Here is a 25,993-nt window from a genome sequence, read left to right as displayed (position 1 = left end):
GCCCGGCCGTGCGCGCCCGTCCCGCACGCCCGGCCGCCCACCTGCGTGGTCGGCCCCCGGGCCGGTCGGCCGGGGCCTGCGCGGCGGGCGCCGTAAGGCCCGCCGGACCGTTACAGAGCTGATACACGCGACCGGGGCCGGACGGGTGTTGCGGCAGACGGCGTTCGAATATCGCCCACTTTAGGGTGACATTCGGCTTTCCCGCCCCGCGCCGGGCCTACTGTCGGCGAGCGTGGCGCCACCGTCCGTCGACGTGGCCACCGCCCGCCCGCTCCCGCGTCGCCCGGAGGAGAGACCATGCGCATCGGCCGTCTGACGCTGGCCGCCGCCGCCCTGCTGCTGATGGCCACGGCCAGTGTCCCGGCCGGGACGCCGCTCGGCCGGACCGAACGGCACTCCCTCTCCTCGGACGCCTTCGAGCCGCGCGGCGCGGCCCCCCGCCCGCCGGTCCAGCGGCCGAAGCACGAGCCGCCGTTCGGCGCCTTCGTCGGCTCCTGGGACGACTACATCCCGCAGATCGGCAAGTACGCCCAGTGGCTGGGCGACGCCAACCTCCAGGTCGGCCACACCTACCTGGCGGGCAACGGCTGGGCGGACGTCGAGGGCGAGCCGGTGGTGCTCGGCCTGTGGTCACAGTGGCGGCTGGTCGACCCGTCCCGGCTGCTGGTGCTCGGCGTCCCGATGCTGGTGCCCAACGAGGCGCACGTGCCGGACGGCGAGGTCGCCCAGCTGCTCGGCCAGGGCGCGCGCGGGGACTTCGACAGCCACTTCCTCCGGCTCGCCCGCCGACTGGTCGCGCTCGGCGGCGCGGACACCGTGATCACCCTCGGCTGGGAGATGAACGGGGTCACCTACACCCACCGCTGCAAGCCCGACCCCACCGCCTGGAAGGCGTACTGGCGCCGGATCGTCGGGGTGATGCGCTCGGTGCCCGGGCAGCGGTTCCGCTTCGACTTCACCCCCAACCGGGGCCTGGACGCCATCCCGTGGACCAAGTGCTACCCGGGCGACGACGTGGTCGACATCATCGGCATGGACAGCTACGACCAGCCGGCCGGCAGCACCTTCGACGACTACGTCCGCGAGCCGTACGGCCTCCAGGACCAGGTGGAGTTCGCGGCCAAGCGCGGCAAGCAGGTCTCGTACCCGGAGTGGGGCCTGTTCCGCAACGGCGACAACCCCGAGTTCGTCCGGCGGATGGTCGACTGGATGCGCACCCACGACACCGCCTACCAGACCGTCACCGACTACTGCCCGCACGGCTTCTTCCAGTGCCGCAGCAACCCGCGCTCGACCGCGGCGTTCAAGCAGCTGATGGCGGGTTCGCCGGGGGCGCCGACGGCGCTGCCGACGCCGCCCGCGGCCCCGGTCGTGCCGGTCCTGCCGAGCGCCCCCGGCACGCCGACCCCGCCGGTCCCGCCCACCCCGCCCGGGGCACCCGCCTCCCCGACGGCCACGGCGAGCCCCTCGGCCACGGCCTCGCCCAGCCCCACCGGAGCCGGCCGGCCGTCCCGGCGGGAACCGTCGGACACGCCCTAGGCCCGGCGACGGGCCAGCAGGGCCTCCTTGAGCCGGGGGAAGCGGGTGCGCAGCTGGTGCGCCGCCGCCTGGCGGCACAGGACCGCGGCGGCCCGGGCGGCGGCGGCCGGGGCCGGGCCGGCCGGGCCCAGCAGCAGGCGCTGGTTGGGCATCCGGTCCGGCCGCCAGCGCTGCTTGTACGGCTCCTGGCCGCGCAGCAGGCCCAGCACCGGGATGTCCGCGCGGACCGTCTCGTCCAGCGCGGCGCTGAACAGCAGTCCGGCGATGTCCAGCCGCTCGCGCAGCACCGGGTGGGCGCCGTACATGTACAGCCCGCCGAAGGAGGGGCAGAGCAGCAGCAGGTTGACCGCGACCAGCTCGCCGTTCAGGTGGAACTGGTGGACGGCCGCCCGGCCGGTGGCGACCAGGCCGACGGTGGACTCGGTCAGATGGCGGGCGAAGCGCTCGGTGCGGTGCTCGGCGGTGACGCCGCGCTCCTGCCACTGGAGGAAGTGCAGCCGCAGCAGGCCCTCCAGCGCGGCCGGCACCTCCTCCACCGGCGTGCTGCGGACCCGCACCCCGGCCTCGGCGATCTTGCGCAGCTTCACCCGGCTGCGCTGGGCGGTCTTGCCCGGCACCCGCTTGAGCAGCCGCTCCATCGGCACGGCCGGGAGGTACTGGCAGAGCGAGTCCTGGTGGCGGCGGCGGGAGCCGTGCCAGTGCTCGTACACCCGCTGGGCGGCCGCCTCGGGGTGCACCTCGCGCAGCTCCAGCCAGTGCCAGGGGCGGGTGAGCGGCAGGGCGGCCGCGAACTCGGCGGCGGCCCGGTCGGCGCAGTCGTCGTCGAGCAGGACGTCCCCGTAGTCGACCAGCCCGGCCCCCAGACCGGTGAGGCCGCCGAACGGGCCGCCGCGCCGCATGAAGGCCCCCGCGCCGACCAGCAGGCCGTCCCGGCGGACCAGCACCACCAGCAGTGCGCCGGGGCGGCCGTACTGGCGCCACCAGGAGCGCTGCCAGACGGCGGCCTGGAAGAAGGTGGCGGTGCGGCAGCGGGCGACCAGGGCGTCCCACTCCTCGGCGAGGGTGTCCAGCGCATCGTCCTCGCGGCGCAGCTCGGTGGTCCAGCCGGGCGCGGCCGACCGGGCCGGGAGGCCGGCGGCGCGGGTCTCGGTACTCATCGTCCGCTCCCGGCCGCGGCCTTCGCCTTGGCCGGGGGCCTGGTCCCGGCCGCGGGGCCGGAGTCGGCGGCGGCCTCGGCCGGTTCGGCGGGCTCGGCCGCGGCCGTGGCGGGCTCGGCGGGCTCGGTCTTCGGCTCGCCCTTCGACTCGTCCTTCGGCCCGGCCTTCGAACGGGCCGGGCCGGCCGGCCGCTCACCGCGCGGGCGGGGCGCGACCGGGGCCTCCGCGGTCCCGGCCGTCTCGGGGGCCGCCGGGGTGGCCGGGGGGGCCGGGGTCTCCGGTGCCGCCTCGGCCGGGCCGCCGCGCCGGCGGGTCATCAGCACCAGCGAGCCGAGCAGCAGTCCGGCCGCGCCGCCCACCGCGACGTCCAGCTTGCCGGACGGCGTGGTCGGCTTGTCCGGCGCGGCGGCGGGGGCCAGCGTCACCAGCCGGACATTGGTGTCCTTGCTGCTGCTGTTGGCGAAGGCCACCAGCGAGCGGGCCACCGCGTCGGCGGTCCGGGCGGCCTCCTGGGCGTGGGTGCCGGTGCCGGTGATCTCGATCATCGGGGCGTCCGGGGAGGTCGTCCCGGAGACCAGGGACTCCAGCTCGGCCCGGGTGTGGCCGGTCTCGGCGGCCGCGACCGCGAGCACCTGCGGCTGGCCCGCGAGCCGCCCGTACGCCTGGGCGAAGTTGGTCGCGGTCGAGGCCTCCCCCGGGTTCTGCGGCACCACCAGGACGTACGCGCTGGCGGCGTAGGAGGGGTGCGACACGACGGCGTACCCGGCGCCGGCCGCGGCGCCCAGCGGCACCGCGAGCGCCACCGGCCACCAACGGCGGGCCAGGTGGCGGGCGCTTCGGCGCGGTGTGGTCATGGGTGTGGCTCCTTGGGTCTGGGACGGCGGTTCCGGCGGCGGGCGGTCAGACGCGGGCCAGCCGGTCGTAGAGGGCGCCCAGGTCGGCGGCGACCCGGGCGATGTCGTAGTGGCCGACGGCCGGAGGGTGCGGCAGCGGGTCGGCGGTGTGGCCGCTCAGCTGCCGCAGGTCGCGCAGCGCGGCCGCGTACGCGGCGGGCTCGGAGGGGATCCGGCGGGCCTGCGGGGCGGCGCTGGGCGGCAGTTCGTCCAGGGCCGGGCAGGCGCTGTGCCGCACCGGCAGCCCGGCCGCCAGGCCCTCCAGCACGCCGAGGCCGAAGGTCTCCGCGGTGGAGGGGGCGGCCAGCACGTCCATCGCGGCCAGCAGGTCGGGCACGTCGGCGCGCTCACCGGTGAGCACCAGCCGCTCCCGGACGCCGAGTTCGGCCGCCCGCCGCTCCAGCCCGGCCCGCTCGGGGCCCTCCCCGACGAGCACCAGCCGGGTCGCCGGGTCGAGCTCGACGAGCGCCGCCAGCAGCACCTCGAAGCGCTTGCCGGGGACGAGTCGGCCGACCCCGCCGACCACCCAACTGCCCTCCGGCAGGCCGAGTTCGGCCCGGATCCGACCGCGCACCGCGGCCCGTTCAGCGGCCGGGCGGCGGTAGCCGGAGGTGTCGATGCCGTTGGGGATCAGCTCGATCCGGGCCGGCGGCACGCCCCAGGAACGCAGCGTCTGGGCGACCTGCCGGGAGACCGCGACGGTGGTGCTGCCGAGCCGTTCGGCGGCCAGGTAGAGGCCCTTGACGCCCCGGGTGACCGGCCGGCCCTCGATCACCCCGGCGTGCAGCGAGTGCTCGGTGGAGACCACCGCCCGCACCCCGGCGAGCCGGGCGGCCAGCCGCCCGTACAGCTGGGCGCGGTAGAGGTGGGTGTGCACCAGGTCGTAGCGGCCGGCCCGGACCAGCCGGACCAGCCGGGGCAGCGCACCGAGGTCCCGGTTGCCGCGCATGCCGAGGTGGTGGACGGTCACGCCGTCGGCGCGGAGCGCGTCGGCGACCGTGCCGGGATTGGTCAGCGCGAGCACCTCGCAGCTCTGGTGCGGCGGCAAGTGTCGCAGCAGCAGGTGGAGTTGACGCTCGGCGCCACCGGAGGCGAGCCCGGTGACGATGTGCAGCACCCTCACGGCCGGCGCTCCGTCCTCGCCCGCTCGCGCTTCAGCCCGGTGACGGCGTCGCGCAGCCGGTGGCGGCCCTTCTTGGCGCGCAGCCGCCAGGCGCCGTCGCGGTCCCCGACGTAGCAGCGGGGCAGCGCGTAGAGGCCGGTCAGCGGGGAGTGGGCGATGGCGCAGGCGTAGTCGTAGCCGGCCTCGCGCACCGCCGCGGCGGCGGGGGCGTCGACGGCGCCGTACGGGTAGCAGAAGCCGGTGACCGGGCCGCCGACCACCTCCTCCAGCAGCAGCCGGCTCTGCCGGGTCTGCACCGCGAGGACCTCGGCGGGCAGGCCCGGCAGCGCCCGGTGGCCGAGGCCGTGCGAGCCGATCTCCCAGCCCGCGGCGGCGAGTTCGGTGACCTCGTCGACGGTGAGCAGCTTCTTGCGCGGGCCCTCGATGTCCCAGCCGTTGTCCTGGCCGAGGAGGTCGGCGACCACGTACGCGGTCGCGGTGAAGCCGTACGCCTGGAGGATCGGTACGGCGTACCGGGCGAAGTCCGCGTAGCCGTCGTCGAAGGTCAGGCCGACCAGCTTGTCGTCCTGGCCGCGCGCGCGGGCCCGGATCAGCTCGCGGACCGAGACGCCGCGCCGTCCGCGCCGGTGCAGCCAGGCGATCTGCTCGGCGAACCGCTCGGGGCTGACGGTGAGCCGGTACGGGTCCTCCTTCTCGACCGCCACCGAGTGGTACATCAGGATCCACGGCGAGGACGAGCCGGGCAGGGCGGATTCGCCGGCCGGACGGCGGCTCCTGGGCAGTCGGGCCCGGTCGGCCGGGGCGCCGGTGACGCCCGCCCGGGCCGAACGGACGGTTCCCCGTTCATTCTCCATCGGGCAACTTCCCTTCATCGGCGACGGTTGGCGGGTTCCCGCGGAACCCCAGGACCCGGCCGGCGGCGAGGACCGGGACGCGGACCTCCTGGGCGCCGAGGCCGGCCCCGAGGGCGGCGAAGGCGAGCACCACGGCGAGGCCCCCGGCGAGGGTCGAGAGCAGCGGATCGACACTCAGGTCCGCGACGGCGGTACCCAGGGCGGTGGCCCCGGCGGCGGCGCCGACCAGCCGGCCGTGGCCGCCGAGCACCCGGCGCAGCCGCAGCGGGATGCCGCGCAGCACCAGGCCGTACAGCAGCAGCCCGGCGGTGGTGGTGATCCCGGCCGCGTTCCCGGCGGCCAGGCCGAGGGCGCCGAACCGGGGCGTGGCGAGCAGGCCGACCGAGACGGTCACGGCGAGGCCGAGCAGCATCACCGCGACCGGGTACCAGTCCAGCAACCGGCGGCCGCCGTCCACCCGGCGCGGGTCGTCGGCGCGGCGGACCACCGGGCGCAGCGAGAAGTACGGGCGGATCATCACGCCGATCAGCGCCTGGGCGGGCAGGCCGAAGCTGTAGACCCGGATCACGGCGGCGGTGGCGGCGGTGTCTCCGGGGCCGAAGGCGCCGCGTTCGAACAGCAGCGAGACCACCGAGGGGGCGCAGGCCATCAGGAAGGCGGTGCCCAGCAGGACGACCGCGGCGGCCTGGCCGAGGTCCTTCTCGACCCGGTCCCGGGCGGCGGTGAGGTCCCCGGCGGCGAGCGCCCGGGCGACCAGCGGGAAGGTGACGGTGCAGATCAGGATGCCCGCCGTCATGGCGAGTTGGGAGACCTTGGCGGCGTAGTTGAGGTGCGAGATGGTGCCCGGCGGGAGCGCCGAGCCGAGGTAGCGCTCGGCGAACACCTGGGACTGCCGGGTCAGGGTGAAGGCGGCCACCGGCAGCAGGGCCAGCGGCATCAGCACCAGCGTGGTGCGGCTGCGCCGGGTGCGTCCGGTCGCGGGCTGCCCGGCCCTCAGGTGGCGCAGGAACGGGCCGACCAGCAGACCGGCCATCAGCAGGCTGCCGAGCGCCACCCCGAGGGCGGCGGAGCGGACGCCGAGGACGCCGTGGAAGCCGAACAGCAGGGCCAGGATGCCCAGGTTGTAGGCGACGTAGATGCCGGCCGGGGCGGTGAAGCTGTGGTGGGCGCGCAGCGCGGCGGCCAGGTAGCCGGCCACGCCGAAGGGCAGCACGGTGATCGCGGTGATCCGGGTGCAGGCGACCGCCAGGCCCGGGTCGGGCAGGCCGGGGGCGAGCACTTCGACCAGTTGGGGCGCGCCCAGGGCGGCGGCCAGGGCGAGCCCGCTGAGGGCGAGCAGCAGCCAGGGCAGGGTGGCCCGGACCAGGTGGCGGACCGGGTCGGGGGCGTCCGGGTCCTCCTCGCGCAGCACCAGCGCCAGCGCGAAGGCGGGCACCATGAGGAAGGACATGGCGTCCTCGATCAGCAGCGGCGCGGCCGTCTCGGGGACGGTCCAGGCGACCAGGAAGGCGTCGGTGCCCTGGCTGGCGCCGAAGTAGCGGGCCAGCAGGAGGTCGCGCAGCAGGCCGAGGCCGGAGCCGGCGGCGCTGAGCACGGCGGTGACGCCGAAGGCCTTGGCCAGGAAGCCGCCCCGCGGCGCCGGTCCGGGCCCGGGGGCGGCGGGGCCCGCGGGGGCGCTGCGGGGGGCCGGGAGCGGCGCGGCGAGCGCGGCGGGCTGGTCGGTGGTCACCGGGCCTCCCGGACGGCGGCGGGGCCGGCGGCCCGGGCGGCGAGGCCGAGGACGACGGAGGTCAGCACGGTGGTGGTGCCGCCGATGTCGGCGTACAGGAAGTCCACCAGCACCCAGGTGAGCAGCGCGAGGGCGGCCAGGGCGGGGCCGCCGCGGTGCCGCAGGCAGCCGAGCAGCAGGCCGAGGAAGAGGGCGGCGTACGCGGTGATGCCGATCAGGCCCTGTTCGCTGAGCACCAGGAAGTACATGTTGTGCGGGGAGAGCAGCGGCTCGCGCTGGAAGCCGATGGTGGAGTCGGCGGCGTCGCTGCCGGAGGACAGCCGCAGCGGGGCGTGGCTGTCGCGCAGCTTCGGGAAGGCCTTCGGTCCGGCGCCGTGCACGGGGTGGTCCTGCCAGATCCGCCCGGCGGTGGCCCACAGGTCGTAGCGGTCGGAGACGGACTGGTCGGGCGCCGCGGAGACGGAGCCGATCGAGCTGAGCCGCTCGGTGACGCCGGAGGCGCCCAGGCCCAGGCCGCCGACCAGGACGACCGCGGCGGCCAGGCCCAGTACGGCGCTGCGCACCAGCAGCCGGGCGTCGGCGCGCAGCAGCAGCACGGTGGCGGCGACGCCGGTGGCGATCCAGCTGCCGCGGCTGAAGGAGACGGCGAGCGGGAAGGCGAGGAAGGCGGCGGCGGCGAACATCGCCCGGCGCAGCCGGACGTCGCCGTGCGGCCCGCGCTCGCCGAGGGCGAGGGCCAGCGCGGCCAGCAGTCCGAAGCTGACCACGGTGGACATCGCCATGATGTCCAGCGCGCCGAAGGTGCCGACGGCCCGGATCGGCTGGCCGGTGTAGGAGGCGCCGGTGCGGGTGAGGTACTGGTTCGCGCCGACCACGCCCTGGATCAGCGCGGCGAGCACGAAGGAGCCGAGGACGAGCCGCTGGTCGGTGCGGTCGCGCAGCGCGCAGAGCACGGCGGCCGGCACCAGGACGAACACCTGGGTGAGCCGGACGAAGCCGGTCAGGCTGGTGGCCGGGTCGATCGAGCCCATGGTGGCGACGGCGGCGGCGACCACGACGGCGCCGAACAGCGCGGCGGTGCTGCGGGTGAGGGCGGGCAGCCGTCCGCGCAGCAGGTTCAGGGCGGTGAGGGCGACCAGGGCGAGCGAGGCGACGTCGGCGGCGGTGACGTGGACGGCCGCGGTCACGTCCTTCTCGCCGGTGGGCACGCAGACCAGCAGCACGGTGGCCGCGGCGAGCAGACTCGGCCGGTCCGCGAGGGCGGGCAGGGCCCGCCGTAAGGCCGGGCGCGGGAGGCGCGGAAGAACCGGGAGGGTCAGGGCCACGCCGGGTCAGCTCCCGTCCGGGTGGAGCATCAGGACGGCGGTCCGGCACAGGATCTTGACGTCCTGCCAGAGGCTCCAGCTCTCGATGTAGCGGTTGTCGAAGCGGGCCCGGTCCTCGATCGAGGTGTCCCCGCGCAGGCCGTTGACCTGGGCGAGGCCGGTGAGGCCGACCGGGACCCGGTGGCGGTCGGCGTACTCCGGGTAGGCCTGGCTGAACCGCATGACGAAGTAGGGGCGTTCGGGGCGCGGGCCGACCAGGCTCATGTCGCCGCGCAGGACGTTCCACAGCTGCGGCAGCTCGTCCAGCGAGCTCTTGCGCAGCAGGCGGCCGACCGCGCCCATCCGGTGGTCCTGGGAGATGTTCCAGCGGGTCGCCGACTCGTGCTCGTTGCTGGGGCGCAGGGTGCGGAACTTCAGGACGGTGAAGACCCGTCCGTCCAGGCCGGTGCGCTGCTGGCGGAAGAGCACCCCGGGGCCGGTGTCGAAGCGGACGGCGAGGGCGCAGAGCACCAGGACCGGGGAGAGCAGCAGCAGGCCGAACCCGGCGGCGGTGACGTCCAGGGCGCGCTTGGCGACCCAGCCCGGGCGGCGCATGGCCGGGCCGCCGAGCCGCAGGCAGGGGAAGCCCCACAGGTGGTCGCCGCCCGCGATCGGGGCGGTGGGCAGCGAGCCGTGCTCGCGCAGCGCGGGCACCAGCCAGACCTGGCAGCCGAGCCGGACGGCGTCGCGCAGGGCGGCGGCGGTCTCGGCCTCGTCGCCGGCCCCGGCGGTGGCGATCACGTGGTGGATCCGGTGCCGGCGGACCTCGCGCTCCAGCACCTCGCGGCCGCCGAGCACGGGCAGGTCGGTATCGCCGGCCAGCAGCGGCGGGTCGGCGTCCAGGAAGCCGATCGGGCGCATGCCGTACTCGCCGTGCGCGCTGAGCGCCTCGGCGACCTTGCGGCCGAGCCGGCCGGCGCCGAGCACCAGGACCGGGCTGGGGCGGCCGCGGCGGATCCGTCGGACCAGGTGGTAGAGGACGGCGCGGCCGAGCACGGCGATCAGCAGCTGGGCGCCGAGCAGGACGGTGAGCCGGGCCGGGGTGGCCGGGCCGCAGTCGGGCCAGCGGCCGTCCAGGCAGCCGGCCAGGGTGACGGCGAAGGCGGTGGCGACCACGGCCCGGACGGCCAGGGCGGGCAGTTCGTCCAGGACGGACAGGGTGAGCCGGGTGCGGTAGAGGCCGCCGGCCAGGTTGAGCAGCAGGAGCAGGGGCAGGACGGCGCCGGCGCCGAGCAGGGGGGCGAGCGGGACGGTCGGGTCGATCGTCCGGTTGGCGATGCCGGCGGCGGAGCAGAGCGCGATCGCATCGACCTGGACCAGCGCGAGCGGCAGGGCCAGCCGGGAGCGGCCGGCCCGGCGGTGCCGGCGGGGCGACGGCACCGCTCGGGTGTACGTCGCCCCGGTCGGCCGGTCGAGCAGCCCGGTGCCGGGCCGTCGCGGTCCGGACAGGGGTCCGCCGGATCGCGGCACGCTGTCGTGGTCAATGGTCATCAGCGCACGAACTCCCCTGCTGTGTGCCCGGGGTGGCGGTGCCCCGACGCCGTCGGGCGCGGGGCCGCCGTCCCGGCCCGGTGGGCGCGGTCCTGACAGCACCTGCTACCGCTGGCGGCTTTCGGTTCCCCTGCGCGGGGGCCGGTCGCGGACGGCCTGGTCATCGTGGGCGCGGCCGCGAGGGGCCCGGACGCGGAATTCCGGGGTGAAATCGAAATGAAGCAGGCAAAATCCGACAATACCGAACCAGGCCATGCGGGCCGGAAGTTGACTTGCCGTTTCATTCCAGCCGCCCATTAATAGGTAATTCGGATTTGACGCCTCGCCCATATTTCCGGTTGAGGGTGCGAATGCGCCGACCTCGCGACGGCGGGGATTCACGGCATGTGAAACGATCAGATCCGCTCTGGGACACGGGTCCGGCGCCGTCCGGCGGCCGGTCCGGCACCCAGCAGGTGGCGGTACAGGGCGTCCACCTGTTCGACCACCGTGCGGACGTCGTGCCGGGCCACCACGTGGTCGCGCAGCCGGGCACCACGCCGCTCGCACTCGATCGGATCGGACAACGCTTCCGCCATCCGGGTGGCGAGCGCCTCCGACTCCTCCGGCGGCACCACCGACGGGCCGCGCTCCGCCGGCGGCAGGCACTCCCGGGCGCCGGGCACGTCGGTCAGCAGCACCGGACGGGCGGCCGCCATCGCCTCCAGCGGGGCCAGCGCCATGCCCTCCCACCGCGACGGCAGCACCACCAGGTCCGCCGCCGCCAGCCACGGCCGAGGATCCGGCACGTCCCCGACCAGCCGGACCCGGCACGGCTCGGCCGACTCCCGGACCGTCTCCGCCAGCCGCTGCTGCTCCGGCCCGCCGCCGACCAGCGCCAGCCGCGCCTGCGGCACCCGGCGCAGCACCTCCGGCCAGGCGGCCAGCAACACGTCCTGGCCCTTCTGCCGGCACAGCCGCCCGACGCAGACCGCGAGCGGGGCGTCCAGGTCCAGCCCGAGCGCGATCCGGGCGGCCCGGCGGTCGGCGGGCGCGTAGTGGCGGACGTCCACGCCGTTGGGCACCACCGCCCAGTCGGCGTGCATCCCGGCGGCCACGCCGTCCGCCCGCTCCTGGACGCTGACGCACAGCAGCCGGTGCGCCCAGCGGGTCGCGAAACGCTCCCAGCGCAGGGTCGCGGCGGCCATCGCGCCGTCCACGGCGGCGAAGGACCAGGCGTGCGGCTGGAAGACGGTCGGCACCGCGCCGCGCACGGCCAGCCGGCCGGCCAACCCGGCCTTGGCGCTGTGCAGGTGGACCACGTCGGGCCCGGCCGCCCGGACGATCCGACGCAGCCGCCAGGCCTCGGTGGCGGTGCCCGGGCCGGGCGAACGGCCGGCGGGCCAGTCCTGGACCAGCGCGCCCACCGCGGTGGCCTCCTCGGCCAGCCGGCCGCCGCGCGGACAGGCGACCAGTACCCGGTGCCCGGCCTCGCGCTGCCCCCGGACCAGATCGACGACGACGCGGGCGACTCCGCCGTCCACCGGTTGTGAAATGTGAAGGATCGTCATATGCACGGCGGCGAGCCTAGGATGGCTCCCCCGTGCCGGGCGGCCCTCGTCACCCGCAGGTGGCGGGCCGTCCACCCGTACGGCTTTCGGCTCGCACGGGCGGACGAACCGCTCGACATTCCTGGCGAATTCCCGGTTCTACTATCGGATCCCGATGACGGGACCCCGACCGGCCCGGAGAGCTCCGGAGGACTCCGGTGGGCTCCGGTGGGCTCCGGTGGGCTCCGGTGTGCTCCGGAGGACTCAGCGGACCTCGGCGGCCAGGTTGGCCAGCACCTGGTCGTGGATCCGGTTCAGGCCCTTCGGGGCGAAGGTGCGCTCGAAGAAGCCGCCGATGCCGGTCGCGCCCTGCCAGGTGGCGGTGACGGTGACCTTGGAGCGGCCCTCGCCGACGGCCGCGACGGTCCAGGTGATCACCATGCTGGAGTTGGCGTCCTTCTCCACCAGCTGGTCCGGCGTGGGCGCCGAGACGGTGAACAGGCAGTCGCGCACCCGCTTCTCGGTGGCCTGGAGCTTCCAGTGCACCTGGGTTCCGGCGCCGGTGCCGCCGACCCGCACCTCGTACTCGCTGTACTGCGCGGGCAGCAGCTTCGGGCGGGTCACCTGGTAGTCGGCCAACGCCTCGTACACCCGCTCGGGGGCCGCGTCGTAGATCCGCTCGGTGGTGGCCTGCACCTGTCCCATGACCTTGCTCTCCTCGTCTGGTGGGTACCGCTCTGCGTACCGTTCTCACCGGCAAGCCAATCACAGCGCCGCGGCCGCGACGCGGCGGGATAGGGTGGCGGGCGTGCTCGATCTGGTGACTGCGCTGCGCTACGTGGACCCGCTGCGGGCCGGCGGTTCGGTGCCCGGCGTCGTGGAGACGGACGACCTGGGAACGTACGTGGTCAAGTTCACCGGTGCCGCCCAGGGCCGCAAGGCGCTGGTGGCCGAGGTGATCGTCGGCGAGCTGGCGCGCCGGCTGGGGCTGCGGGTGCCGGAGCTGCGGCTGGTGGACTTCGACCCGGTGGTGGCCGCGGACGAGCCGGACAGCGAGATCCAGGACATGCTCAGGGCCAGCGCCGGTCTCAACCTCGGGATGGACCTGCTGCCCGGGGCCGCGGACTACCGGCCCGGGATGATCCCGGTGGACTCGGCCGAGGCCGGGCGGGTGGTCTGGCTGGACGCGCTCACCGGCAACGTCGACCGCACCGTCCACAACCCCAACCTGGTGGTCTGGCACCGGCGGCTCTGGCTGATCGACAACGGCGCCGCGCTGATCTTCCACCACCGCTGGGCCGGCGCCGAGGCGTCCGTCGGCAAGCGGTACGACCTCAGCGCCCACGCGCTCGGCGGCTGCGCCCCGGACGTCCGGCTGGCCGACGAGGACCTCGGGCCGCTGGTGACGGTCGAGCTGCTGGAGCAGGTGGTGGCGCTGGTCCCGGACGAGTGGCTGGCCGACGAGCCCGGCTTCGACTCGGTGGACGCCGTCCGGCACGCGTACGTCACCCACCTGGCCGCCCGGGCGGTGCTCTCCGAGCAGTGGCTGCCGGAGGGCTTCGCCACCCCCGAGCAGTTGCGCGAGGCGGAGCGGCGGCGCGCGGCGCGCACCCGGGCCGGTCGGCCGGCCTGGCTGCAGGAGGTGCCGGACCTGCACGGCAAGCCCTCGGTGGAGACGGTCTGGGAGCGCCACGTCGAGTGAGCGCCCGACCCCGGGACGAGGGCGGACAACTCCCTTGGTGAATGCGGCTGTTGCCGATCCGCCCCGGGTCGCGCGGGGCGGACGGGTCCGGGAACGCCGCCGGGGAGCGGGGCCACGTGGGCCCCGCTCCCCGGCTCAGTGCTCAGAGGTCACCGCGGTCGGCGCGTCAGCGCCACCACTGGACCGCCTTCTCGGCGTTGATGATGCCCGCGCCGTAGAAGCCGTTGTCGTCCTCGCCGCCCTCGCAGGTGGCCTTGAACTGGCCGGTGTTGCCCGGGTTGTACTCGCCCTTCGGGCAGGCGTGGGACTCGGCCTGGTTGGTCAGCAGCTCGGTGAGCTCGTCCGGGCTGGCCCACGGGAAGGTGCCGGCCAGCAGCGCGACCACACCGGTGACGTGCGGGGTGGCCATCGAGGTGCCCTGCATGTACCCGTACTTGTTGCCCGGGATGGTCGACAGGATGCGACCGTTCTTGTCCGGGGTGTTCGGGATCTGGTAGCGGGCGTCGCCGCCGGGCGCGGCGACGGTGACGATGCCCTTGCCGTAGCTGGAGTAGTACGACTTGTCGCCGTTGACGCCGACCGCGGAGACCGCGATCACGCCGGGCAGCTCGGTCGGCAGCGACAGGCAGTCGTTGGTGACCGGGCGGGAGCCGGGCTTGGTGTCGTCCGGGCTGGAGACGTCGACGGTCTTGTGGGCCAGGTCGATGTTCTCGTTACCGGCGGCGGCGACGTTCAGGACGCCCTTGCGCTGCGAGAACGCGACGGCCTTGCGGACGGCGGCCGAGATCGCGGCCTGGTCCTTGTCGTTCGGGCAGTTGAACATCCACGGGTCGACGTAGTAGCTGTTGTTGGTCACCTTGAAGCCGTGCTCGCCGGCCCAGACGAAGCCGCAGACCGCGTTCTCCGGGTAGATGAAGCCACCGTCGTCGACGACCTTGACCGCGGCCAGCTTCACGTTCGGGGCGATGCCGATGATGCCCTTGCCGTTCTTGGCGGCGGCGATCGTCCCGGCCACGTGGGTGCCGTGGTCGCTGTTGGTCGGCTGCCAGGCCTTCCAGTCGGTGTTGGTCTTGCCGTCGATGCAGGACACCGACTGCGAGGCGTCCACGTTGGCGGCCAGGTCCTCGTGGGTGGCGTCGATGCCGGAGTCCAGCACGCCGACCGTGACGTTGCGGCTGCCGAGCGAGATCTTGTGGGCCTTGTCGACGCCGATCTGGCGCATGTCCCACTGGTTGGGCTCGTACGGCTCCTGGCCGGCGGTCGCGGCGGAGGCGCCGGTCGGCTCGGCGGCGACCTCGGCCTTGCCCTGGTCCGCGGCGAGGATGCCCTTGGTGCGGCTGGCGCCGACCGAGTCGACGCCCTTGGCCAGGCGCAGCTTCTCGGCGAACTTGGTGTCGTTGGAGCGGGCGACCACGACGCCGATCTGCTCGTACGACTGGACCACGGTGCCGCCGAGGCCGGTGATGGCCTTCTCCACCTTCTGCACCTGGCCGTGGTTGGCCTTGGTGTTGACGACGTAGCTGAGCAGCGGACCGGTCGTCGGGTCGCCGGTGGGCGCCGCGACGGCGGTGCCGGCCGGGAGCGCGAGGGCGCCGGCGGTGGCGAGCACGAGGCCCACGGCCGCGTACCGGGTCCGGCTGATCCGAGGAACTCTCATGGGGGTTGGCCCTCCCGGGTCGTCAGGCGGCAGCCGCGGTGCGGCAGGTGCGCTGGGATGACCGGGACGTTAATGAATATTCGCTGATATGCGCAAGAGGTAGTCATCTAATCGTCACATCTAGACCAACAACGGAGGTTCGTGCTCCGCAGGTCAACAGGCGCAACAGAGCTGAAGATTGTTAAAAAGTGATGGTTCGCGGACGAGCCGACCGATCTGGTCATGTACGCGAAAAATGGCTGGAAGCGCTAGCGGAGCGCGTACAACCGGCGGGCGTTGTCGGCGGCGACGAGTTGCGCCAGCCGGCGCGCGTCCGGGGCCGAACAGGCGCCTCCCACCTGCCAGTCCGCGAGGAGCATGCCCAGTCCGTACCGGAACTGTGCGGCGCCCGTCAAGAACAGTTCGGGAAGTCCGTAGGCGTCGGTGGAGAACAGCAGCTTTCCGAACGGGGCCAGTTCCAGCATCTCGCCGAGCACCGTCGCCACCCGCGGCCCGGTGTAGGAGGCCGTCAACCCGAGGTCGGTGTACACGGTCGGAAAGGCCTGGGCCAGCCAGGCGGCCTGCCGGTGGTACGGATAGCCGTGCAGCAGCACCAGCGGGACGCCGCTCGGTTCGGCGGCGCGGACGAAGTCCGTCAGCAGCGACGGGTCGGCGCGGTGCAGGGTGAGGTCGGGATCGCCGAAGCCGGTGTGGAGTTGGAGCGGCAGGCCCAGCTCGGCACAGACGTCCACGGCCGTCCAGAGCAGGTGGTGCAGCAGCACCGGATCGGAGAGCCGGCCGCGCCCGCCGCGCAGCCGGGCCCCCGCGGCGGCCACCACGGCCGCCCGGGCGGGCCGTTCGGCCGGGGCTGCCAGGCCGTGCCGGTAGGCGAGCACCGACTTGACCGCGACGGCGCCTGCGGCGGCGGCCGCCAGTGCCTCGCCGACGGCCTGCGGCCAGTGTGCCGCGCCGCCCGCGACCGTCTCGGCCACCGACTCCAGCCGGACCACCTCGCGCACCACCGCGCCGGTGGCCGCGGCGAGTTCGGGCAGCGGCAGCAGCGGCCGACCGGCCGCGGCGGTCAGCCCGGTGTCCACCAGGCAGGTGTCCAGCCCGGCGGCGGCGAGCAGCCGGCGGGTGGACTCGTCGGCGCCCAGCTCCCGCCGCCGGGCCAGGTAGTCGGCGGCCGGGGCGTGCGCGGGCAGGCCGAGCGCGGGCGGGCACCAGCGCCGCACGGCCAGGCCGAGCGCGCTGTCGAACGGCGAACAGCCGGGCGCGGGCGGGCGGTCGGACTCGGTGAGCAGCCCGGCCAGCGCGTCGTCGGCGAGCTCGGCCGCCACCACGCTGTGGCAGTGGTGGTCGACCAGCGCGGGCACCGGCTCCATCTCAGTAGCGCCAGCGCGTCGCCGCGATCAGCTCCTCGGGGCCGACGGCCGCGTACTGTTCGGCCTCGGCCCGGCGCACCGCCAGCACCGCCTGGTGCAGCGGTTCGCCGAGCGCCTCGCGCAGCACCGCCGAGCGCTCGTACGCGGCGATCGCCTCGGCCGGGCGCTGCGGCAGCCGGGGCACCGCGCCCGGCTCGGCGGCGGCCGGATCACCGGTGAACTCCGGTGGCAGCGCCAGGCGTTGCTCCAGCCCGGCGAGCCCGGCGGCGAGCACCCCGCCGACCGCCAGGTACGGGTTGGCGCTCGCGTCGAAGCACTTGACCTCGGCGTTCGCGGCGGCGGCGCGCTCCCCGGCCGAGCCGGTGACCAGGCGCAGCGCGGCCTCCCGGTTCTCCAGCCCCCAGCACTGGTACGCCCCGGCCCAGTGCTGGGGCACCAGGCGCAGGTACCCGGCCGGGCTGGAGCAGCCCAGCACCAGGAGTTCGGGCAGCGCCCGGAGCACCCCGGCGAGGAAGCCCTCGGCCTCGGCCGTCAGACCGTACGGACCGGGGCCGCCGTTGCCGAGGTTGCGGCCGTCCCGCCAGAGGCTGACGTGCAGGTGGCCGCCGTTGCCGACGCCGTCGGGCTCGACCACCGGGGCGAAGGACACCCGCAGGCCGTGCCGGGCGGAGACGGCGCGGACGGTGTGCCGGACCAGGACGGAGGTGTCGGCGGCACCGACCGGGCCCTCGGGGGCGACCGAGACCTCGAACTGGCCCGGGGCGTACTCGGGGTGGATCTGCAGCACCTCCAGCCCCTGCGCGCCCAGGGCGCGCAGGACGTCCCGCAGGTAGTCGGAGAGGTCGGTGAGCCGGTGCATGCCGTACGCGGGGCCGTGCGTCGGGTACCGCGGCGGCTCCTCCGGGGGCCCCGCCTGGGCGACCACCCACTCGACCTCGAGGCCGGCCTTGAGGCTCAGCCCGCGGGCGGCCGCCGCGGCCTCCGCCCGGCGGGCGAACAGGCGTTGGCAGCCGGGGTGCGGGCCGCCGCCCTGGGTGTGGCGGTCCCCCGGGGCCCAGGCCCAGCCGGGCTGGGCGGCCAGCGGGACGATCCGGTCGAGGTCCGGGTAGAGCCGGAGGTCCCCGGTGGGGCCGCCGATGTGCGGGCTGGTGGTGATGGCGTCGTCGGCGAGGAACACGTCGAAGCAGGGCGCGGCGCCGACGCCCCACTGGGCCGCGTGCACCAGGCCGCCCAGCGGGACGGCCTTGACCCGGGTGATGCCGGCGTTGTCCACCCAGGTGACGGCGACCGCCTCGACGGCGGCGGTGCGCAGCCGGTCGACCGCCCGCTCGGCCCGCTCGGCGCGTTCGGCCCGCGGGGGCAGCGCGACGGCGGCCGCGAGCGCGGCCTGGTCGGGCGGGCCGGCGGAGTCGGCGGCCTGGGAGGCGGTGACGGTGCTCATGCCGCCATGCTGCCCCGCGGACGGGGGCCCGGTAACTCCCCTATCGGGTGGAAGAAACGGACGCCCGTCCGCCTCTTCACCCGTTCGGGGAAGGGTCGTTCGAGGACCTGCCGTTCGGGACCCTGCCGTTCGGGACCCCTTCGTCGGGCGGGGCCTCGTCCGGGGAGGGGACGTCCGGGGAGAGGGCGTCCGGGGCGAAGCGGGCCGTCAACTCCCCCGCGGTGATCCGCTCCAGCGTGTCCGCGGCGGCGTCCAGCCGCCCCGGGTAGAGCCGGTACAGCATCCCCTCCACCCCCGCCGGGACGGGCACGTCGGCGTGCACCAGGGCCGCGAACGCCCGCGCGCCGGCGAGCCGTTCGGCGATCAGCCGGGCGGTGTCGTCCGCCGGCCGCTCGGTGCGGTGGTCGCTCGCGTGCCGCCCGCGCACCCGCTCGGCGAAGTCGGCCACCGGCTCGTCCGCGCCCCGGTGGTAGCGGTCCAGCCCCCGGCCGTCGCGGTCGCGCACCCACACCTCGTCGCCGCCGGCCGCGGCGGCCGCGGCGGCGAGGTCCCACAGGGTGGCCCGGGTGCCCGGGGCGAAGTGGGTCAGCACCGAGGACGCGAGCGCGCCGATCCGGTCGCGGTGGCGGTGGAGGTTCTGGAAGCCGGCGGCGGCGCCCACGTTGAGGTCGGTCCAGGTGTACGCGCGGGTCCCGAGGTCGACGATCATCGGCACGCAGATCCGGGCGTCCCCGGCGAGGTCCAGCCGCTGGCGCACACTGCGCGGGTGGAAGCTGCCGGTGCGCCGGCGCGCGGCCTCGGAGGGCGTCAGGGCCATGAAGCCGGCGAAGGCGTCGGTGAGGTCCTCGAACGGGATGTCGTTGTAGCTGAACACCACGACCACGGCGTACCGGGCGCCCGTCCCGCCCAGCGCCCGCAGGTCGAGGTCGACGAACTCGGTGGCGCCGTGCGGCGGCGGGGCGGTGGTGAAGTCCCCGGAGTGGACGGCGGCGCGCGGCCCGGCGACCAGCCGGGTGTAGTCGCACAGGCCGGTGAACCGCCATTCCTCGTCGTAGAAGGCGACCGACAGGTCGAGGTCCACCCGCTGCTGCGGACGCTGCATCCAGTGCACGAACAGCCGCAGGTGCTGCCCGTCCGGGAGCCGCTGCACGCTCCCGCGCGGCACCGCCACCAGTGTCCTGGCGCTGGCGCGCTCGGCGAACGGGACCACCAGGTCGGCGAGCCCGGCGTCCAGGACCGCCACCTGGTGGCGCCCGGTGTCGTCCGCGGACCGCCCGGCCCGGCGGAGCAGTTCGGCCTCGATCAGCGCGCAGACCGGCGCAGCGAGCGCGTCCGGGACGGCCGTGCCCCAGTCCCGGCGGGTCTGCGCGGCGGCGACCCGGCCGCGCGGGAAGTACAGCCGCCGCTCGCCGGTTCGGCGCGGACCGCGCAGCCGCCCGTACGCGCCGAGCAGCGGCCCGGGGGCGACCGCGCGCAGGGCCGCGGGCAGCGCTTCGGCGAGGTCGACGGGCAGCGGCTCGCCGGGCCGCCAGGCGGCGTGCACCCGCAGCAGGTGGTGCAGCCGGCGCACCAGGTCGCCCGGCCGGCGGGACAACAGCCTTACGGCGGTGGACAGTTCGCCCCGCGCCAGGGCGTGCTCGACGCGGGCCGCGAAGGTCTCGACGGTCAGCCGGGGGTGGCTGCCGGGCGTCTCGCGCACCCGCAGCGGGGCGGGGGCCTCGCGCAGTTCCGGTCCGAGGCCGTGCCGGTCGAGGTCGGTCTGCCGCAGGACGGCGAAGGCCGCCGCGGCGTACGGGAAGCGGGCGCGGTGCTCGTACGGGTGCAGGAGTTCGCCGGCCCGCAGCCAGGCGGCGCGGTGGCGGCGGAGGTCCTCGGCGAGGGTGCCGGCCGGGAGCGCGTCGAGGACGGCGAGGAGGTCCCGGCGCAGCGGGCGGGGCAGGTTGCGCAGGCGCAGCCCGCGGGCGGTCTCCGGGAGCAGGTCGGGCTCGACGCCGGACCAGGCCCAGAGCAGCCGCAGCACGTCGGTGGCGGTGGTGAGGTGGTCGGCGAGCAGCGGGCGGGTGCGCTCCGGGTCGCGGCGCAGCAGGGCGGCCAGCACGGTGGCGCGGGTCTCCCGGACGGGGATCGCCGCGGGCAGCCAGCCGTCCGGGTCGGCGGGGGCCCGGTCGAGCAGCAGGGCGAGGTCCTCGCGGTCCTGCGGGCCGAGCGGGGTCCGCCGGGCGAGCAGGGCCGCCAGTGCGGCGCCGGTGAGCGCGGCCGGGTTGGTGGCGTCGGCGAGGCGCAGCGGGACGAGCGGCCGATCGGGCGTGAGCCCGCGGGCGGCCTTGCGGGCGGCCCTGGTGTCGGGGTCGAGGCGGCCGCAGTCGTCCAGCGGGGTGCGGCAGAGCGGGCAGTGCGGCGCGCCGTCGTCGGCGAGGTCCTGGTAGCAGTCGCCGCAGACCAGGTGGGCGCAGGGGGCGAGGGCCCCGATGCCGGCTTCCAGGCTGGAGCGCTCGCAGAGCAGGCAGAGCTGGTCGGCCTGGCAGAGCAGGTGGCCGCGGATGAGGGCGGAGTAGTCGGCGTGGGCGTGCGAGGGCACGCCCTCGGGGAAGCGGCGGAACAGCGGCCGGTGGCGGCGGTCGGTGCCGAGCAGGGCGTCGATCCCGGCGAGCAGCCGGGTGCCGGCCTCGGCGAGGTCGGCCGGGCGCAGCCGGCCGAGGGCGTCGCGCAGCGGCTTGGTCAGGACGTGGCCGCGCTGCACCAGGTCGGCCTCCAGGGCGACCAGGCCCCGGGCCGTCCACGGGTCGGGCTCGCCGGCGGCGGCCCCGGGCGCGACCAGGACCTGTCCGTGGCGGCGCAGCAGGTAGGCGTCCAGCGCGTTCGCGGGACGCTCGGCGATGGTGGACCTCTTCACGTCCCTGACTTCCCTGCCCCGGCCGGATATGACGAAGCGGGGGCGGAGAGTGGGCGCGCTGGATCATTTGCAGAGAATGGAGAAGGAAGCACGCCGCGGAGCCGCCCCCGCGTGGATCACCCTAGCGAAGGCCGGTCCGGGCCTCGAACGGGTTTTCCGCCGACGCCCTCTTCCTACTCATGAGTAGCTTCGCTACAGTGGCCGGACACGCACCATCGCCGGGCTTCGGGAGCCGCACCGGCGGGGTCGCGGTCGTCGTGTCTGCGGCGCCGCGCGGTGCGCCTTCACCGGTCGGTGCCGCGAACCGCGGCGGGGCCGGGTCTCTCCTCGTATCAGCGCCGCCTTCACCTTCGAGCGCCTGAGTACCACGGCACACCCGCAGTTCGGCCGGAGCGGACCGGCCGCCACCGGGTTGTGCCGGAACCCCGTCATCTCACCGAGCCCCCGCGCGCGGACCCTCCTCCGGCGGCGGCCGCCCCCGTTTCGCGACGGGTGCGGCGGCCCGCCCGCCGGAGCGCGCGCGGGCCCTTCATGACTAGGAGTCAGGACAGATGGAGCGTCCCTTCCCCACCGTGGCCGTCGTCGGCCTCGGCACGATGGGTGCCGGCGTCGCGGTGGCGGTCGCCAGGAGCGGCCGCCGGGTGATCGGCATCGAGGCCGGCGCGGACTCGGCCGCCCGGGCGCTGGCCCGGATCGAGGAGGCGACCGCGCACGCGGTCGACCGGGAGCGGATCACCGCCGAGGAGCGCACCGCGCTTCTGGAGCGGATCTCGGTCGGGCACGCGCTGGCGGCCGCCGCCGACGCGGACCTGGTGATCGAGGAGGTCCCCGAGCAACTGGAGCTGAAGCGGGAGGTCTTCGCCGAGCTGGACCGGATCTGCCCGGAGGGCACCGTGCTGGCCACCGGCACCACGGCCCTGTCGGTGACCCGGATCGCCGCCGCGACCTCCCGCCCGGAGCGGGTGCTCGGCCTGCACTTCTTCAACCCGGTGCACTCGATGAAGCTGGTCGAGGTGGTGCGCACCGTGCTGACCTCGCCGCGGACCGCCGAGGACGCCGCCGCCTTCGCCCGTGACCTGGGCAAGGAGCCGGTGCCGGCCGGCGACCGGGCCGGCTTCGTGGTGAACGGCCTGCTGTTCGCGTACCTGAACCAGGCCGCCGCGATGTACGAGTCCAAGTACGCCTCGCGGGAGGACATCGACGCGGCGATGCGGCTCGGCTGCGGCCTGCCGATGGGCCCGCTGGCGCTGCTCGACCTGATCGGCGTCGACACCGCTCGCACCGTGCTGGAGGCGATGTACGAGCAGTCCCGGGACCGGCTGCACGCGCCCGCGCCGATCCTCGGCCAGCTGGTCTCGGCCGGGCTGCTGGGCCGCAAGTCCGGGCGCGGCTTCTACACCTACGAGGCGCCGGGCTCGTCCAGGGCGGTGGACGCGGCCACCGGGCCGGCCCGGGCGGCGCTGCCCGGCCGGACCGTGCGCACCGTGGGCGTCTGCGGCTCGGGCACCATGGCCACCGGGATCGCGGAGGTGTTCGCCAAGGCCGGGCACCCGGTGCTGCTGGCCGCCCGCAGCCAGGAGAAGGCCGAGCGGGCCAAGGCGCAGCTGGCGAGGTCGCTGGAGCGCTCGGTCACCAAGGGCCGGCTGAGCGCGGAGCAGCGGGACGGCGCGCTGGCGCTGGTCACCCCGGTCGGCCGGTACGCCGAGCTGGCCGAGGTGGACCTGGTGGTCGAGGCGGTCGCCGAGGACCTGGACGTCAAGCGGGAGCTGTTCGCCACCCTGGACAAGATCGTCCGCCCGGGCGCGGTGCTCGCCACCACGACCTCCTCGCTGCCGGTGATCAGCTGCGCGACCGCCACCTCGCGGCCGCAGGACGTGATCGGCATGCACTTCTTCAACCCGGCCCCGGCGATGAAGCTGGTCGAGGTGGTCTCCACCGTGCTGACCGCCCCGGAGGTCACCGCGACGGTGCTGGAGCTGACCGCGAAGGTGCGCAAGCACCCGGTGGAGTGCGGCGACCGGGCCGGTTTCATCGTCAACGCGCTGCTGTTCCCCTACCTGAACGACGCGGTACGGATGCTCCAGGAGCACTACGCGACGGTCGACGACATCGACACCGCGATGAAGCTGGGCTGCGGCTACCCGATGGGCCCGTTCGAGCTGCTGGACGTGGTCGGCCTGGACGTCTCGCTGACCATCGAGCAGGTGCTGCACCAGGAGTTCCGCGAGCCGGGCCTGGCCGCGGCGCCGCTGCTGGAGCACCTGGTGGCGGCCGGCTGCCTGGGCCGCAAGACCGGCCGCGGCTTCCGCGACCACGCGCGCCGGTGACCGCCTCGAGAGCCGGGGGCGAGCCGCTGCCGTACGGGGCCGGTCCGGGCCCGTACGGCGGCGGCGCGGCGCCCCGCGGCAGCGGCGCGGCCTACGGCAACGGCCCCGGGCCGTACGGCCCCGGGGGCTCCGGGCGGGTCGGCAGACCTCCCGGGGCGGTGTCCGCGCACTGGCCGAGACCGGCCGTGACCGGCCCGGTCGCGCCGGTCCGCCGGGGAACGGCCGTGGGCGCGCAGTCGGGGCCGTGTAGCGTTCCGGACATGGATCGGGTTCAGTCAACCACCCCGCAGCAAACCGCCGGACCGCGCGGCGGCGACCGGACGGCCGTCCCCTCCGGGGGCGCCGGGCCCGAGCCCGGGCCGGGCAGCCGCCGGGCGGCGGCGCAGCGTCAGCAGATGCGCCAGGACCTGGCCGCGGCCGCGATGGAGCTGTTCGCCTCGCAGGGCTACGAGGAGACCACGGTCGACCAGATCGCGGCGGCCGCCGGGGTGGCCCGGCGCACCTTCTTCCGGTACTTCCGGTCGAAGGAGGAGGCGATCTTCCCCGATCACGACGACACCCTGGTCCGGGTGGCCGACCTGCTGGCCAGCGCCGAGCCGGAGGAGCACCCGCTGGACGTGGTCTGCCGCGGCATCAAGGAGGTGCTGCGGATGTACGCCTCCACCCCGGGGGTGTCGGTCGCGCGGTACCAGTTGATCCGTCAGGTCCCGGCGCTGCGCGAGCGGGAGATCGCCGTGGTGGCCCGCTACGAGCGGCTGTTCACCCGTTACCTGCTGGGCCGGTTCGACACCGGCGAGTCCATCCCGTCGGGCTGGCAGCGCGGTGGCGAGGACGACTCGATGCTGGCCGAGGTGTCGGCGGCGGCGGTCGTCGCGGCGCACAACCACGTGCTGCGGCGGTGGCTGCGGGCCGGCGGCCGGGGGGACGTGGAGGCGCAGCTGGACCACTCCTTCGAGGTGATCCGGCGGACCTTCTGGGCGGCCAGCGCACCCGGTGCCAGACGCCGCGGTTCGTTGGTGGCACCCGGTGCCAGTGGGATGGCCGAGGACGGGGTGGTGGAGAGCGCACTGAGTGCCAGCCCCGGAGGTGAGGTACTCATCACAGTCGCCCGGACGGACGCTCCACTGGACGTCGTGGTGGACAGCATCCGGGCCGCACTGAGTGCCGCCCAGGGTCGCTGAGGGCTTAAAAACAGCAGGTCAGAGGCATATCGAGGGCCCGCGCCGATCGGTCGGCGCGGGCCCTCGGCATGCCCGCACGAGGCGGTCGAGGCGCGCTCCCGGAGTGCTCGAATTTGTGACACCCGGTGTCTTTACGTGTGGCACAGGGTGCCACTACCTTGTTACCCACCAGTCGCGGCGCCGCGGCTCCCCACCTCGGCGCGCCGTCGTCCGGCGTTCCCACACCCCGGGAGCAGTGCCAGACCAGCAGTGCCAGACCAGCGTGCAGAACAGCCGTGCAGACCCGCCCGGGCCCGCCCCGGGCGACCGCCTGACCGCCCACCACCCACCTCAGCGAAGCCGGTGTCCGCTCCCGGCTCCCCCAGACGCCCTGTGACCCTCACACAGGTACGCCTTCGGAGGCAGCCATGCAGGAAATCCTCGACGCGATCCTCAGCCCCGACACCACGTCGGCGGACTTCGCGGCGATCAAGCTCCCCGAGTCCTACCGGGCGGTCACGCTCCACAAGGACGAGGAGCAGATGTTCGCCGGCCTCGACAGCCGCGACAAGGACCCCCGCAAGTCCCTTCACCTCGACGAGATCGCCCTGCCGGAGCTGGGCCCCGGCGAGGCCCTGGTCGCGGTCATGGCCAGCTCGGTGAACTACAACACCGTGTGGAGCTCGATCTTCGAACCGGTCTCCACCTTCGGCTTCCTGGAGCGCTACGGCCGGCTGTCGCCGCTCACCAAGCGCCACGACCTGCCGTACCACGTGCTCGGCTCCGACCTCGCGGGCGTGGTGCTGCGCACCGGCGCCGGGGTCAACTCCTGGCGGCCCGGCGACGAGGTCGTCGCCCACTGCCTCTCGGTCGAGCTGGAGTCCCCGGACGGCCACAACGACACGATGATGGACCCGGAGCAGCGCATCTGGGGCTTCGAGACCAACTTCGGCGGCCTGGCCCAGCTCGCCCTGGTGAAGACCAACCAGCTGCTGCCCAAGCCGAAGCACCTCAGCTGGGAGGAGGCCGCCTCCCCCGGGCTGGTCAACTCCACCGCGTACCGCCAGCTGGTCTCGCGCAACGGCGCGGGCATGAAGCAGGGCGACAACGTGCTGATCTGGGGCGCCAGCGGCGGCCTCGGCTCGTACGCCACCCAGTACGCGCTGGCCGGCGGCGCCACCCCGATCTGCGTGGTCTCCAGCGAGGCCAAGGCCGACATCTGCCGCGCGATGGGCGCCGAGGCGATCATCGACCGCTCGGCCGAGGGCTACCGGTTCTGGAAGGACGAGCACAACCAGGACCCGCGCGAGTGGAAGCGCCTGGGCGCGCGGATCCGCGAGTTCACCGGCGGCGAGGACGTCGACATCGTCTTCGAGCACCCGGGCCGGGAGACCTTCGGCGCCTCGGTGTACGTCACCCGCAAGGGCGGCACCATCGTCACCTGCGCCTCCACCTCCGGCTACATGCACCAGTACGACAACCGCTACCTGTGGATGTCGCTGAAGCGGATCGTCGGCTCGCACTTCGCCAACTACCGCGAGGCCTACGAGGCGAACCGGCTGATCGCCAAGGGGAAGATCCACCCGACCCTGTCCAAGGTCTACTCCCTGGAGGAGACCGGCCAGGCCGCCCTCGACGTGCACCACAACAGGCACCAGGGCAAGGTCGGCGTGCTCTGCCTGGCCCCCGAGCAGGGTCTGGGCGTGCGCGACGCGGAACTGCGCGAGAAGCACCTGCCGGCCATCAACCGCTTCCGGAACGTGTGAGACC

General features: G+C 75.1%; 18 protein-coding genes. 5 read left to right on the top strand and 13 right to left on the bottom strand.

From position 1 onward, the window contains the following. Positions 1–297 precede the first annotated feature (297 nt). A complete protein-coding gene (locus AB0O91_RS05415; protein ID WP_363428101.1) occupies positions 298–1,539 on the top strand; it encodes a glycosyl hydrolase in 1,242 nt (413 codons plus the stop codon). Here the strand turns inward: AB0O91_RS05415 and AB0O91_RS05410 are convergent. The 9 genes from AB0O91_RS05410 to AB0O91_RS05370 form a co-directional block, all read right to left on the bottom strand. Then, on the bottom strand, positions 1,536–2,696 hold the full coding sequence (locus AB0O91_RS05410; protein WP_363428099.1) for a GNAT family N-acetyltransferase: 1,161 nt from the start codon (positions 2,694–2,696) through the stop codon (positions 1,536–1,538). The genes AB0O91_RS05415 and AB0O91_RS05410 overlap by 4 nt on opposite strands. Next, positions 2,693–3,550, bottom strand: a complete 858-nt coding sequence (locus tag AB0O91_RS05405) for a Wzz/FepE/Etk N-terminal domain-containing protein (protein WP_363428097.1) — start codon at positions 3,548–3,550, stop codon at positions 2,693–2,695. Before AB0O91_RS05405 ends, AB0O91_RS05410 begins: the two co-directional genes overlap by 4 nt. Before the next feature lie 46 nt (positions 3,551–3,596). Beyond that, positions 3,597–4,712: a glycosyltransferase gene (locus AB0O91_RS05400; protein WP_363428095.1), complete on the bottom strand. Its 1,116-nt coding sequence runs from the start codon at positions 4,710–4,712 to the stop codon at positions 3,597–3,599. Next, positions 4,709–5,566, bottom strand: coding sequence for a polysaccharide deacetylase family protein (locus AB0O91_RS05395; RefSeq protein ID WP_363428093.1), 858 nt, complete (start codon positions 5,564–5,566; stop codon positions 4,709–4,711). The genes AB0O91_RS05400 and AB0O91_RS05395 overlap by 4 nt, the downstream gene beginning before the upstream one ends. Further along, positions 5,556–7,295 (bottom strand): lipid II flippase MurJ, encoded by a 1,740-nt coding sequence (locus AB0O91_RS05390; protein ID WP_363428091.1) that lies wholly within the window; start codon positions 7,293–7,295, stop codon positions 5,556–5,558. Before AB0O91_RS05390 ends, AB0O91_RS05395 begins: the two co-directional genes overlap by 11 nt. Continuing rightward, positions 7,292–8,620, bottom strand: a complete 1,329-nt coding sequence (locus AB0O91_RS05385; protein WP_363428089.1) for an O-antigen ligase family protein — start codon at positions 8,618–8,620, stop codon at positions 7,292–7,294. The genes AB0O91_RS05390 and AB0O91_RS05385 overlap by 4 nt, the downstream gene beginning before the upstream one ends. A 6-nt stretch (positions 8,621–8,626) precedes the next feature. Continuing rightward, positions 8,627–10,150, bottom strand: coding sequence for a sugar transferase (locus AB0O91_RS05380; protein WP_363428087.1), 1,524 nt, complete (start codon positions 10,148–10,150; stop codon positions 8,627–8,629). Positions 10,151–10,545: 395 nt separating this feature from the next. Then, positions 10,546–11,700: a glycosyltransferase gene (locus AB0O91_RS05375; protein ID WP_363428085.1), complete on the bottom strand. Its 1,155-nt coding sequence runs from the start codon at positions 11,698–11,700 to the stop codon at positions 10,546–10,548. A gap of 243 nt (positions 11,701–11,943) precedes the next feature. Next, positions 11,944–12,384 carry an SRPBCC family protein gene (locus AB0O91_RS05370; RefSeq protein ID WP_363428083.1) on the bottom strand — a complete coding sequence of 147 codons (441 nt, stop codon included), beginning with the start codon at positions 12,382–12,384 and terminating at the stop codon, positions 11,944–11,946. A gap of 103 nt (positions 12,385–12,487) precedes the next feature. On the opposite strand from AB0O91_RS05370, the gene AB0O91_RS05365 reads away from it, so the two are divergent. Next, positions 12,488–13,381 (top strand): HipA family kinase, encoded by an 894-nt coding sequence (locus tag AB0O91_RS05365; protein WP_363428081.1) that lies wholly within the window; start codon positions 12,488–12,490, stop codon positions 13,379–13,381. Positions 13,382–13,547: 166 nt separating this feature from the next. On the opposite strand, the gene AB0O91_RS05360 is transcribed toward AB0O91_RS05365, so the two are convergent. From AB0O91_RS05360 to AB0O91_RS05345, 4 genes are all read right to left on the bottom strand, one after another. Further along, positions 13,548–15,038, bottom strand: coding sequence for a S8 family serine peptidase (locus tag AB0O91_RS05360; protein ID WP_363428079.1), 1,491 nt, complete (start codon positions 15,036–15,038; stop codon positions 13,548–13,550). A gap of 248 nt (positions 15,039–15,286) precedes the next feature. Continuing rightward, positions 15,287–16,402, bottom strand: a complete 1,116-nt coding sequence (locus tag AB0O91_RS05355) for an amidohydrolase family protein (protein WP_363428077.1) — start codon at positions 16,400–16,402, stop codon at positions 15,287–15,289. 1 nt (position 16,403) lies between these two features. Next, positions 16,404–17,843 (bottom strand): glutamine synthetase family protein, encoded by a 1,440-nt coding sequence (locus AB0O91_RS05350; protein WP_363428075.1) that lies wholly within the window; start codon positions 17,841–17,843, stop codon positions 16,404–16,406. A 76-nt stretch (positions 17,844–17,919) separates the two neighbouring features. Next, complete coding sequence (locus tag AB0O91_RS05345) at positions 17,920–20,736, bottom strand: MXAN_6230/SCO0854 family RING domain-containing protein (RefSeq protein WP_363428073.1); 2,817 nt, start codon at positions 20,734–20,736, stop codon at positions 17,920–17,922. 551 nt (positions 20,737–21,287) lie between these two features. Here AB0O91_RS05345 and AB0O91_RS05340 point away from each other — a divergent pair. From AB0O91_RS05340 to ccrA, 3 genes are all read left to right on the top strand, one after another. Next, positions 21,288–23,063: a 3-hydroxybutyryl-CoA dehydrogenase gene (locus AB0O91_RS05340; protein WP_363428071.1), complete on the top strand. Its 1,776-nt coding sequence runs from the start codon at positions 21,288–21,290 to the stop codon at positions 23,061–23,063. A 260-nt stretch (positions 23,064–23,323) separates the two neighbouring features. Continuing rightward, the gene (locus AB0O91_RS05335) at positions 23,324–24,244 is read left to right on the top strand and encodes a TetR family transcriptional regulator (protein ID WP_363428069.1); all 921 of its coding nucleotides are present in this window, start codon (positions 23,324–23,326) and stop codon (positions 24,242–24,244) included. A 407-nt stretch (positions 24,245–24,651) separates the two neighbouring features. Further along, on the top strand, positions 24,652–25,989 hold the full coding sequence (gene ccrA, locus AB0O91_RS05330; protein ID WP_363428067.1) for a crotonyl-CoA carboxylase/reductase: 1,338 nt from the start codon (positions 24,652–24,654) through the stop codon (positions 25,987–25,989). Positions 25,990–25,993: the final 4 nt, after the last annotated feature.

Source organism: Kitasatospora sp. NPDC089797, assembly GCF_040684795.1.
Classification (GTDB): Bacteria; Actinomycetota; Actinomycetes; order Streptomycetales; family Streptomycetaceae; genus Kitasatospora.
The sequence above is the reverse complement of the archived record's forward strand: the minus strand, read 5'-3'. Positions and strand labels throughout refer to the sequence as shown.